At 72.4% G+C, this 11537-nt stretch carries 11 protein-coding genes and 1 pseudogene; all 12 read left to right on the forward strand.

The window, feature by feature from the left end:
- Positions 1-436 (forward strand): DUF5941 domain-containing protein (locus AOK16_RS19345; RefSeq protein ID WP_240483649.1); only part of this gene is annotated, 436 nt, incomplete at its 5' end.
- Positions 433-1170: a phosphocholine cytidylyltransferase family protein gene (locus AOK16_RS19350; RefSeq protein ID WP_055473470.1), complete on the forward strand. Its 738-nt coding sequence runs from the start codon at positions 433-435 to the stop codon at positions 1168-1170. The genes AOK16_RS19345 and AOK16_RS19350, both read left to right, overlap by 4 nt.
- Positions 1158-2219, forward strand: a complete 1062-nt coding sequence (locus tag AOK16_RS19355) for an iron-containing alcohol dehydrogenase family protein (RefSeq protein ID WP_055473471.1) — start codon at positions 1158-1160, stop codon at positions 2217-2219. Before AOK16_RS19350 ends, AOK16_RS19355 begins: the two co-directional genes overlap by 13 nt.
- The gene (locus AOK16_RS19360; RefSeq protein ID WP_079101554.1) at positions 2197-2982 is read left to right on the forward strand and encodes a CDP-alcohol phosphatidyltransferase family protein; all 786 of its coding nucleotides are present in this window, start codon (positions 2197-2199) and stop codon (positions 2980-2982) included. Before AOK16_RS19355 ends, AOK16_RS19360 begins: the two co-directional genes overlap by 23 nt.
- A 14-nt stretch (positions 2983-2996) precedes the next feature.
- Positions 2997-3869: a glycosyltransferase family 2 protein gene (locus tag AOK16_RS19365; RefSeq protein WP_055473478.1), complete on the forward strand. Its 873-nt coding sequence runs from the start codon at positions 2997-2999 to the stop codon at positions 3867-3869.
- A gap of 112 nt (positions 3870-3981) precedes the next feature.
- Positions 3982-4926, forward strand: coding sequence for an ABC transporter permease (locus AOK16_RS19370; RefSeq protein ID WP_055473473.1), 945 nt, complete (start codon positions 3982-3984; stop codon positions 4924-4926).
- Positions 4913-5725, forward strand: a complete 813-nt coding sequence (locus tag AOK16_RS19375) for an ABC transporter ATP-binding protein (RefSeq protein WP_055473474.1) — start codon at positions 4913-4915, stop codon at positions 5723-5725. The genes AOK16_RS19370 and AOK16_RS19375 overlap by 14 nt, the downstream gene beginning before the upstream one ends.
- Before the next feature lie 599 nt (positions 5726-6324).
- Positions 6325-7191 (forward strand): squalene synthase HpnC, encoded by an 867-nt coding sequence (gene hpnC / locus AOK16_RS19380; RefSeq protein ID WP_107098402.1) that lies wholly within the window; start codon positions 6325-6327, stop codon positions 7189-7191.
- A gap of 7 nt (positions 7192-7198) precedes the next feature.
- On the forward strand, positions 7199-8158 hold the full coding sequence (hpnD, locus tag AOK16_RS19385) for a presqualene diphosphate synthase HpnD (protein ID WP_055473476.1): 960 nt from the start codon (positions 7199-7201) through the stop codon (positions 8156-8158).
- Positions 8155-9630 carry a hydroxysqualene dehydroxylase HpnE gene (gene hpnE / locus AOK16_RS19390; RefSeq protein ID WP_079101553.1) on the forward strand — a complete coding sequence of 492 codons (1476 nt, stop codon included), beginning with the start codon at positions 8155-8157 and terminating at the stop codon, positions 9628-9630. Before hpnD ends, hpnE begins: the two co-directional genes overlap by 4 nt.
- Positions 9631-9635: 5 nt before the next feature.
- Positions 9636-10727: a polyprenyl synthetase family protein gene (locus AOK16_RS19395; RefSeq protein ID WP_079101555.1), complete on the forward strand. Its 1092-nt coding sequence runs from the start codon at positions 9636-9638 to the stop codon at positions 10725-10727.
- Between the two features lie 114 nt (positions 10728-10841).
- Positions 10842-11537: pseudogene (locus tag AOK16_RS19400) on the forward strand (squalene--hopene cyclase); the annotation flags it as partial.

Raw genomic sequence — 11537 nt, forward strand, 5'->3', positions numbered from 1 at the left:
CTTCTACACGGTGCTGGCCGTCCTCGCCGTCGCCCGCCCCCTCAAGGGCCCCCTCGACTGGCTGGTCCCGCCCCTCTTCCGTGCCGCCGAGTACCTCACCGTTCTCGTCCTCGCCGCCCGCTCGGAGGTGAACGGCGCCTTGCCTGCGGCTTTCGGGCTGGTGGCGGCCGTCGCCTACCATCACTACGACACGGTGTACCGCATCCGCGGCGGCACCGGGGCGCCCCCGCACTGGCTGGTGCGGGCGATCGGCGGGCACGAGGGGCGGATTCTGGCGGTCACCGTAGCGGCCGCCGCGCTGCCCGGCACAGGTTTCACAGTCGCGCTGACGGTGCTCGCCACCGCCCTCGCACTGACGGTGCTCATCGAGAGCATCCGTTTCTGGGTCTCTTCCGGAGCACCCGCAGTACACGACGAATCAGGAGAACCCGCATGATCGGCCTCGTGCTGGCAGCCGGCGCCGGACGGCGTCTGCGCCCCTACACCGACACCCTGCCCAAGGCACTGGTTCCGGTCGACGGCGACACCACCGTCCTCGACCTCACCCTCGCCAACTTCGCGGAGGTGGGCCTGACCGAGGTCGCGATCGTGGTCGGCTACCGCAAGGAGGCCGTGTACGAGCGCAAGGAGGCCCTGGAGCGGAAGTACGGCCTCAAGCTCACGCTGATCGACAACGACAAGGCCGAGGAGTGGAACAACGCGTACTCCCTGTGGTGTGCGCGTGACGCCATCCAGCACAGCGTGATCCTCGCCAACGGCGACACGGTGCACCCGGTCTCGGTCGAGAAGACCCTGCTCGCCCGGCGCGGCAACGGCCAGAAGATCATCCTCGCCCTCGACACGGTGAAGAACCTCGCCGACGAGGAGATGAAGGTCATCGTGGACCCGGAGAAGGGCGTCCAGCGCATCACCAAGCTGATGGACCCCGCCGAGGCCACCGGCGAGTACATCGGCGTGACCCTCATCGAGGGCGAGGCAGCCGCCGACCTGGCCGACGCACTGAAGACCACCTTCGAGCGCGACCCCGACCTCTACTACGAGGACGGCTACCAGGAGCTCGTCAACCGCGGCTTCCAGGTCGACGTCGCCCCCATCGGTGACATCAAGTGGGTCGAGATCGACAACCACGACGACCTCGCCAAGGGCAGGGAGATCGCGTGCCAGTACTGACCCGGCTCATCCCCTCGCCGGTCGTCGTCGACATCCGCGCCGGCGCGCTGGACGATCTCGCCGGCGTGCTGGCCGACCAGCGCATCTCCGCCTCGGGCAAGCTGGCCGTCGCGATCAGCGGCGGCTCCGGCGCGGCGCTGCGCGAGCGGCTCGCCCCGGCCCTGCCGGGCGCCAGCTGGTACGAGGTCGGCGGCGGCACGCTGGACGACGCGATCAAGCTCGCCGACGCCATGAAGTCCGGCCACTACGACGCGGTCGTGGGCCTGGGCGGCGGCAAGATCATCGACTGTGCCAAGTTCGCCGCCGCGCGCATCGGCCTGCCGCTGGTCGCCGTCGCGACGAACCTGTCGCACGACGGCCTGTGCTCCCCGGTCGCGACGCTCGACAACGACGCGGGCCGCGGCTCGTACGGGGTGCCGAACCCGATCGCCGTGGTGATCGACCTCGACATCATCCGCGAGGCCCCGGTGCGCTTCGTACGCTCCGGCATCGGTGACGCGCTCTCCAACATCTCCGCGGTCGCGGACTGGGAGCTGGCCAACCGGGAGAAGGGCGAGCAGATCGACGGTCTGGCCGCCGCCATAGCCCGCCAGGCGGGCGAGGCGGTGCTCCGCCACCCCGGCGGCGTCGGCGACGACGGCTTCCTGACCGTGCTCGCCGAGGGCCTGGTCCTCACCGGCATCTCGATGTCGGTGGCAGGCGACAGCCGTCCGGCCTCCGGCGCCTGCCACGAGATCAACCACGCCTTCGACATCCTCCACCCCAAGCGCGCGGCCAGCCACGGCGAGCAGTGCGGCCTGGGCGCGGCCTTCGCGATGCATCTGCGCGGGGCCCACGAGGAGTCGGCGCTGATGGCGGCGTGCCTGCGCCGGCACGGGCTGCCCGTGCTGCCGGAGGAGATCGGCTTCAGCGCGGACGAGTTCGTCGAGGTGGTGGCGTACGCGCCGCAGACCCGGCCCGGGCGCTACACGATCCTCGAGCACCTGGACCTGTCCAACGACCAGATCAGGGACGCGTACGCGGACTATGCCAAAGCCATCGCTAGCTGAACTGCGTCCGGTCGTCCACCCCGGTGGGCTCAAGGACCGGCGCAGCGGTGAGCACTGGGCCGGGCGCATCTACATGCGGGAGATCTCGCTGCGGTGCACCCGGCTCCTGGTGAACACCCCGATCACCCCGAACCAGTACACCGGCCTCATGATCGTCGCCGGTGTCGCGGCCGGGGCCGCCCTGCTGGTCCCCGGGCTGCTCGGTGCGATCCTCGGCGCCCTGCTGATCCAGCTGTACCTGCTGCTGGACTGCGTGGACGGCGAGCTCGCCCGCTGGCGCAAGGTGACCTCGACCACCGGGGTCTACCTGGACCGGGTGGGCCACTACCTCTCCGAGGCGGCCCTCCTGGTGGGCTTCGGCGTCCGCGCCGCGGACGTCTTCCACCGGGATGGCGCCACCACGCAGTGGCAGTGGGCCTTCCTCGGCACGTTGGCCGCGCTCGGCGCGATCCTGATCAAGGCCGAGACGGACCTGGTGGACGTGGCCCGGGCGCGCAGCGGGATGGCCGCCGCGGAGGACTCGGCGTCGGTGCCGCGCTCCTCCGGGATGGCGCTGGCCCGCAGGGCCGCGGCCGCGCTGAAGTTCCACCGGCTGGTGGGCGGTGTCGAGGCGTCGCTGGTGATCCTGGCCGCCGGGATCGCGGACTTCGTCCACGGCGATCTGCTGTTCACCCGCATCGCGGTCGTCGTTCTCGCAACCATCGCGGTCCTGCAAACCGTCCTTCACCTTGTGTCCATCCTCGCGTCGAGCAGGCTGAAGTGAACACGGCCCCAGCGCTGATCGTCGGAGCGGTTGTCCTCACCATGGGCAACCGCCCCGACGAGTTGCGCGCGCTCCTCGACTCGGTCGCCAAGCAGCACGGCGACCCGGTCGAGGTCGTCGTGGTCGGCAACGGCTCCCCGCTGCCCGAGCTCCCCGAGGGCGTACGGACGGTGGAGCTGCCGGAGAACGTCGGCATCCCCGCGGGCCGCAACGTCGGCATCGAGGCCTTCGGCCCCGGCGGCCGGGACGTCGACATCCTGCTCTTCCTCGACGACGACGGCCTGCTGCCTGGCGTCGACACCGCCGACCTGTGCCGCGAGGCCTTCGCCGCCGACCCCCGGCTCGGCATCATCAGCTTTCGCATCGCCGACCCCGACACCGGCGAGACCCAGCGCCGCCACGTGCCCCGGCTGCGCGCCTCGGACCCGATGCGCTCCTCCCGGGTCACCACCTTCCTCGGCGGCGCCAACGCGGTGCGCACCGCGGTCTTCCAGCAGGTCGGCGGCCTCCCGGACGACTTCTTCTACGCCCACGAGGAGACCGACCTCGCCTGGCGCGCCCTCGATGCGGGCTGGATGATCGACTACCGCGCGGACCTGGTGCTGTACCACCCCACGACGGCCCCCAGCAGGCATGCCGTCTACCACCGCATGGTCGCCCGCAACCGCGTCTGGCTGGCCCGCCGCAACCTCCCAGCCCCCCTCGTGCCCGCGTACCTCGGGGTGTGGCTGCTGCTGACCCTGGCCCGCAAGCCCTCCCGGCCCGCGCTCCGCGCCTGGCTCGGCGGTTTCCGTGAGGGATGGGCCACACCGTGCGGCCCTCGCCGCCCCATGAAGTGGCGTACGGTATGGCGCCTGACCAGACTGGGCCGACCTCCGGTCATCTGACAAGCTCCGTGTCTGAGAGCATCGGTCGTACGGCGGGACAACGGCTGTCGTCGCGAAGGCCTGCCTACGCCCGGAATCCGGCTGCGCATCTTGAAGACGAAAGTTTCCATTTGTGAGTGACACAACGCATGACGGTGCGGTCGCGGTGAGCGCCCCGCCGGCCCGAGACGATGGGCTGACCCCCGCCGAGCTCGCCGCCAGGTACGGGCTCGCGGTCAGCGGTGCCCGCCCCGGCCTCGGCGAGTACGTGCGCCAGCTCTGGGCCCGTCGCCACTTCATCCTGGCGTTCTCGCGGGCCAAGCTGACCGCGCAGTACAGCCAGGCGAAGCTCGGGCAGGTCTGGCAGGTGGCCACGCCACTGCTGAACGCGGCGGTCTACTTCCTCATCTTCGGCATCCTGCTGGGGGGCCGGGACGGTACCCCCGGCGGCAAGCACAACTACATCCCGTTCCTGGTGACGGGGGTCTTCGTCTTCACCTTCACGCAGACGTCGGTGCTGTCGGGTGTCCGCGCCATCTCCGGAAACCTCGGGCTCGTGCGCGCCCTGCACTTCCCCCGCGCCTCGCTGCCCATCTCGTTCTCGCTCCAGCAGCTCCAACAGCTGCTGTACTCGATGATCGTCCTGCTGGTGATCCTGGTCGGGTTCGGGCAGTTCCCGACGTGGTCCTGGTTCCTGGTGCTCCCCACGCTGGCGCTCCAACTCGTCTTCAACACCGGCCTGTCGCTGATCATGGCCCGGCTGGGAGCCAAGACCCCCGACCTGGCGCAGCTGATGCCCTTCGTGATGCGGACGCTGATGTACGCCTCCGGCGTCATGTTCCCGCTGGAGCACATGCTCAAGGAGCGCGCCGGGGCGTCTCCGTGGCTGGTCGACGTACTCCAGGCCAACCCGGTGGCCGTCTACATGGACCTCATGCGCTTCGCGTTCATCGACGGGTACACCGGCGCCGACCTGCCCCCCCACGTGTGGGCGCTCGCCCTCGGCTGGGCCGTCGTGGCGGGCATCGGCGGCTTTGTTTTCTTCTGGAAGGCGGAGGAGCGTTATGGCCGTGGCTGAGGACACGCGCAAGATCGAGGAAGCTCGGGCTCCGGAGCGGTCGCAGATCCCCACCGTCATCGCGGACGATCTGCACATCGTCTACCGCGTGAACGGCGGCCCGCGGGGCAGGGGCAGCGCCACCGCCGCCCTGAACCGCATCGTCGGCCGCAAGAAGCCGGTCGGCATGCGCGAGGTGCACGCCGTGCGCGGCGTCACCTTCACCGCTTACCGCGGCGAGGCCATCGGCCTCATCGGCTCCAACGGCTCCGGCAAGTCGACGCTGCTGAAGGCCGTGGCGGGACTGCTGCCGCCGGAGCGCGGCCGGGTCTACACCGACGGCCAGCCCTCGCTGCTCGGCGTCAACGCCGCGCTGATGAACGACCTGACCGGCGAACGGAACGTCATCCTCGGCGGCCTGGCCATGGGCATGACCCGCGAGCAGGTCCGCGAGCGCTACCAGGGCATCGTCGACTTCTCCGGGATCAACGAGAAGGGCGACTTCATCACCCTGCCCATGCGCACGTACTCCTCCGGCATGGCGGCCCGGCTCCGCTTCTCGATCGCGGCGGCCAAGGACCACGACGTGCTGATGATCGACGAGGCGCTGGCGACCGGCGACCGGAAGTTCCAGAAGCGCTCCGAGGAGCGCATCCGCGAGCTCCGCAAGGAGGCCGGCACGGTCTTCCTGGTCAGCCACAACAACAAGTCGATCCGCGACACCTGCGACCGCGTGCTGTGGCTGGAAAAGGGCGAACTCGTCATGGACGGCCCCACGGACGAGGTCATCAAGGCGTACGAGAAGGAGACCGGCAAGTAGCCGCGCAACCGCTGTGCCCGCGGCCCTGCCGGATCCATCCGGCGGGGCCGCGGTCGCGTGGTACGGCTCGGGCGGGGGCGTGCCCGCCGTGACGATCCGGTGGGGCGGGGCGCTGTCCATCGTCCGGGGGTATCCCGGGTGTGAAGTTCGGGAGCGGGGCCCCATGGGTAACTAGCCTCTCCATGAGGCTGGTTGTGTGCGACCGGCGCGTGCGCCTCTGGCGGGCGCCACCCGGGGACCGCGGCGAGATGCTGTACGGCGTAAGCTGTACCGGTGCTGATTCGCGGCATGTCGGGCACTCCGGCCGCCCGCCCGACAGAGCCGTGCTCCCGCCCCACTCGGCGCGGCGCCGTTGTGGCTCGGCACCACGTCCCAGCGGCTCATCGTCGCAGGCAGGCGGCAGTCAGCCAGGCGGCGTGTCCGAAATAGGATGTTCTGGGTCGGCAGTGTAGAACGGGAGATGTGACGGCCATGGCTACGAGGACTCTTCGGCTCCGAGGCACGTCCGCCGTCGCCCCCCGTGGTGGTTCCCCCTGCACCCGGACCGCCTCGCCGGGCGGACCGCGGTGACCGGGGCGACGGACGCCCACTCGCGTGCCGTGCTCGACAAGGCCGCCCGCGAGAACTTCCCCGTGGCCCCGTTCTTCCTCCCGCGCGCCTGGCGCGCGGACCTCATGGCCGTCTACGGCTACGCCCGCCTCGTCGACGACATCGGCGACGGCGACCTCGCCCCCGGCGGCACCGACGCCGTACTGCTCGGCCTGGAGCGCGAGCGCGCCGACGACCGGCTCGCCGTCCTCGACGCGTTCGAGGCCGACCTGCGCCGGGTCTTCGACCGTGGCGGCGAGGGCCCGCGCCACCCCCTGCTGAAGGCGCTCGTACCGACCGTGCGCCGCTGCGGCCTCACCCCCGAGCCGTTCCTCGGCCTCATCGAGGCCAACCGGCAGGACCAGCGCATCACCCGGTACGCCACCTACGACGATCTGCTCGCCTACTGCGAACTGTCCGCCAACCCCGTCGGCCGCCTCGTCCTCGGCATCACCGGCACCACCACCCCCGAGCGGGTCCGCCGCTCCGACGCGATCTGCACCGCGCTCCAGATCGTCGAGCACCTCCAGGACGTCGCCGAGGACCTGCGGCGCGACCGCGTCTACCTCCCCGCCGAGGACATGAAGCGGTTCGACGTCGAAACCGCCGACCTGGCCGCCCCCACCGGGGGCCCGCCGGTGCGCGCGCTGGTCGCTTTCGAGGCCGAACGCGCCCGTCTCCTGCTGGATGAGGGCGCCCCGCTCGTGGGCAGCGTCCACGGGAGACTCCGGCTGCTGCTCGCCGGGTTCGTCGCCGGGGGGCGCGCCGCGCTGCGGGCCATCGACGCCGCGGGACACGACGTACTCCCGGGACCGCCCAAGCCCACCAAGCTCGACCTCGTGCGCGAGGCGGGGGCGACACTGCGAAGAGAGGGGTGAGCCGGACGTGGACGGATCCGTGCCCGCGTCCGCGCCGGTGCTCGCGGCGTACCGCTACTGCGAGGCCGTGACGGGACAGCAGGCCCGTAACTTCGCCTACGGCATCAGGCTGTTGCCGGTCGAGAAGCGGCAGGCCATGTCGGCGCTGTACGCGTTCTCGCGCCGCGTGGACGACATCGGCGACGGCGCCCTGCCGGCCGACACCAAGCGCGAGCGGCTCGAGGAGACCCGCGCGCTGCTGGCCCGTATCCACGGCGAGGAGATCGCCGAGGACGACACCGACCCCGTCGCCGTCGCGCTCTCCGACGCGGCGCGCCGCTTCCCGATCCCGCTCGGCGGACTCGACGAGCTCATCGACGGCGTGCTGATGGACGTGCGCGGCGCGAGCTACGAGACCTGGGGCGACCTGAAGGTCTACTGCCGCTGCGTCGCGGGCGCGATCGGCCGCCTCTCGCTCGGCGTGTTCGGCACGGTCGACGGCGTCGGCGAGCGGGAGGCCGGGCGCGCCGCGGAGTACGCCGACACGCTCGGCCTCGCGCTCCAACTCACCAACATCCTCCGGGACATCAGGGAGGACGCCGAGGGCGGCCGCACCTACCTGCCCGCCGACGACCTCGCCAAGTTCGGCTGCTCCGCGGGCTTCCGCGGCGTCGAACACCCCCCGGAGGGCGCCGACTTCAACGGCCTCGTCCACTACGAAGTGCGCCGCGCCCAGGCCCTGTTCGCCTCCGGATTCCGGCTGCTGCCGCTGCTCGACCGGCGCAGCGGCGCCTGCGTGGCCGCCATGGCCGGCATCTACCGGCGGCTGCTCGACCGCATCGCCGCCGAGCCGGCGGCGGTGCTGCGCGGGCGGGTCTCCCTGCCCGGGCGCGAGAAGGCGTACGTGGCGGTGCGCGGCCTGTCGGGCCTGGACGCCCGGCACGTCTCCCGCCACCTGTCGCGGCAGGCCGCCCGGGGGCGCGCATGAGCGTCGACAGCGCGCGGCCCGACCTGGCCGGGGACTCCGGCGCGGCGGGCGGCTCCCGGAGCGCCGCCGTGGTCATCGGCGGCGGTATCGCAGGTGTCACCGCCGCCCTCGCCCTGGCCGACTCGGGGTTGCGCGTCACGCTCGTCGAGGGCCGGCCCCGGCTGGGCGGGCTGGCCTTCTCCTTCCGCAGGCAGGGCGCGGCCGGGCCGCTGACCGTCGACAACGGGCAGCACGTCTATCTGCGGTGCTGCACCGCGTACCGCTGGTTCCTCGACCGGATCGGTGGCGCGGGGCTCGCGCCGCTGCAGGATCGGCTCGACGTGCCCGTGCTCGACGCCGACGGACTGCGGCTGGGGCGGCTGCGGCGCGCCGCGCTGCCCGTGCCGCTGCACCTCGCCGCCAGCCTCGCCCGCTACCCGCACCTCTCGCTCGCCGAGCGCGCCCAGGTCGCGCGCGCCGCGCTCGCCCTCAAGGGGCTCGACCCGGCCGATCCGGCCCTGGACGGCACCGACTTCGCCACCTGGCTGCACCGCCAGGGCCAGTCCCCGCGCGCCATCGAGGCGCTGTGGGACCTCGTCGGCGTGGCGACCCTCAACGCCCGGGCCGGGCAGGCCTCATTGGGGCTCGCCGCCATGGTCTTCAAGACCGGGCTGCTCTCCGAGCCCGGCGCCGCCGACATCGGCTTCTCCCGCGTGCCGCTCGGCGAACTGCACGACACGCTCGCGCGCACCGCACTCGACAAGGCGGGCGTGCGGACGGTGCTCCAGCGCCGCGTACAGTCCGTCAGCAAGGACGCCCAGGACGGGAGTTGGCGCGTCGCCGTCTCCGGCGGGACCGGCCGGGCCGAGCAGTTGGACGCAGGCACCGTCGTCCTCGCCGTACCGCAGCAGGAGGCGCACCGGCTGCTGCCCGAGGGCGCGCTCGACGAGCCGGACCGGCTCTTGGCGATCGGCACCGCGCCGATCCTCAACGTCCACGTCGTCTACGACCGCACTGTTCTGCGCCACCCGTTCCTCGCGGCGCTCGGCACGCCGGTCCAGTGGGTCTTCGACCGCACCGAGGCCGCCGGGCTGACCGGCGGCGGCCAGTACCTGGCGCTGTCCCAGTCCGCGGCCCACGACGAGATCGACACGCCGGTCGCCGCGCTCCGCGAACGCTACCTGCCCGAGCTGGATCGGCTGCTGCCCGCCGCCCGCGGCGCGCGGGTCCGCGACTTCTTCGTCACCCGCGAGCGCACGGCGACCTTCGCCCCCACCCCGGGCGTCGGGCGGCTGCGCCCTTCCGCCCGCACCCGCGCGCCCGGCCTGTACCTCGCCGGGGCGTGGACCGACACCGGCTGGCCCGCGACCATGGAGGGCGCCGTCCGCAGCGGGGCCGACGCGGCGGCCGCCGCGCTCGCCGGACTCGGCCGCCCGCATCTCGACCCTCTCCCCGTCTTCGGCCGGGGCAGGCCCCAGCAGGAGGCGGCATGAGCACGATGAGCACCACTACAGGACACAGAGGAGACACCGTGTCTTCGGAACAACCGCCCACCGGTGACGCGGGAGTCGCGGCGCTGCTGGAGCGCGGACGGGCCCTCGCCACACCGGAGTTGCGCGCCGCCGTGCACCGGCTCGAGCCGCCCATGGACTCTGTGGCCGCATACCACTTCGGGTGGCTCGACGCGGACGGCCGCCCGTCCACCGCGGGCGGCGGCAAGGCGGTGCGTCCTGCGCTGGCCCTGCTGTCCGCCGAGGCCGCGGGCGCCCCGCCCGAGACGGGCATCCCGGGCGCGGTCGCCGTCGAGCTGGTGCACAACTTCTCGCTGCTGCACGACGACCTGATGGACGGCGACGAGCAGCGCCGCCACCGCGACACCGTGTGGAAGGTGCACGGCCCCGCGCAGGCCATCCTGGTCGGCGACGCGCTGTTCGCCCTCGCCAACGAGATCCTGCTGGAGCTCGGCACCGCCGACGCCGGGCGCGCCACCCGCCGCCTGACCACCGCCTCCCGCAAGCTGATCGACGGTCAGGCCCAGGACATCTCGTACGAGCACCGCGAGCGGGTCACCGTCGAGGAGTGCCTGGAGATGGAGGGCAACAAGACCGGCGCGCTGCTGGCCTGCGCCTCCTCCATCGGCGCGGTCCTCGGCGGCGCGGACGACACGCTGGCCGACACCCTCGAAGCGTACGGCCACCACCTCGGCCTGGCCTTCCAGGCCGTGGACGACCTGCTCGGCATCTGGGGGGACCCGGAGGCCACCGGCAAGCAGACCTGGAGCGACCTACGGCAGCGCAAGAAGTCCCTGCCGGTCGCGGCCGCGCTGGCCGCCGGCGGCCCGGCCTCCGAGCAGCTGGCCGAACTCCTCGCGCACGACGCCAAGACGCACGACCTCAGCAACTTCGACGAGCACGCCTTCGCCACCCGCGCGGCCCTCATCGAGGAGGCGGGCGGCCGGGAGTGGACCTCCGAGGAGGCCCGCCGCCAGCACACCACCGCCATCCGGGCGCTGGACGGCGCGGGCATCCCCGGCCCCGTACGGGAACAGCTGGTGGCGCTCGCCGACTTCGTCGTAGTACGAGAGCGATGACCCACCACCTCATATAGCTCGCGGTCGCCGGCCGGCGCCCCCGCCAGGGGCGCCGGCCGACGGCAGACCCCAGCACAGCAGAGAACCACGGACTCACTGCACGAAGGGGAAGCCATGACAGCGACGACCGACGGAAGCTCAGGGCCGCTACAGCCCCGCGCAGCCTCGGCCACCAAAGCCGCCAAGGCCACAAAGGCTCCAAAGACCGCCCAGGTCACCGAGTTCACCACGGCGACCCGGGCCGACGCGCCCAGTGGCCCACCCAGCGGCCCGCCCGACGCCCGGACCGCGCTCGACCGGGCGGTCGCCCACCTGCTGGAGCGGCAGGACGACGCGGGCTGGTGGAAGGGCGACCTGGCCACCAACGTCACCATGGACGCCGAGGACCTGCTGCTCCGCCAGTTCCTCGGCATCCGCGACGCGGCGACCACCGAGGCCGCCGCCCGCTTCATCCGCGGCGAGCAGCGCGAGGACGGCACCTGGGCCACCTTCCACGGCGGGCCCGGCGAACTCTCCGCCACCATCGAGGCGTACGTCGCCCTGCGCCTGGCCGGGGACGCGCCCGACGCGCCGCACATGGAGGCGGCCGCGAAGTTCGTACGAGCGCAGGGCGGGATCGCGCGTGCCAGGGTCTTCACCCGCATCTGGCTGGCCCTGTTCGGCTGGTGGAAGTGGGACGACCTGCCGGAGCTGCCGCCCGAACTGATCTACCTGCCCAAGTGGTTCCCGCTCAACATCTACGACTTCGCCTGCTGGGCGCGGCAGACCATCGTGCCGCTGACGATCGTCTCCGCCAAGCGCCCCGTACGC

The organism is Streptomyces pathocidini (assembly GCF_001418495.1).
Classification (GTDB): domain Bacteria; phylum Actinomycetota; class Actinomycetes; order Streptomycetales; family Streptomycetaceae; genus Streptomyces; species Streptomyces pathocidini.

Bases quoted from the DNA above. Each gene is read 5' to 3' on its own strand.
- AOK16_RS19350 (WP_055473470.1), top strand. From the start codon at position 433: ATGATCGGCCTCGTGCTGGCAGCCGGCGCCGGACGGCGTCTGCGCCCC.
- AOK16_RS19360 (WP_079101554.1), top strand. From the start codon at position 2,197: ATGCCAAAGCCATCGCTAGCTGAACTGCGTCCGGTCGTCCACCCCGGT.
- AOK16_RS19375 (WP_055473474.1), top strand. From the start codon at position 4,913: ATGGCCGTGGCTGAGGACACGCGCAAGATCGAGGAAGCTCGGGCTCCG.
- hpnE (WP_079101553.1), top strand. From the start codon at position 8,155: ATGAGCGTCGACAGCGCGCGGCCCGACCTGGCCGGGGACTCCGGCGCG.
- AOK16_RS19395 (WP_079101555.1), top strand. From the start codon at position 9,636: ATGAGCACCACTACAGGACACAGAGGAGACACCGTGTCTTCGGAACAA.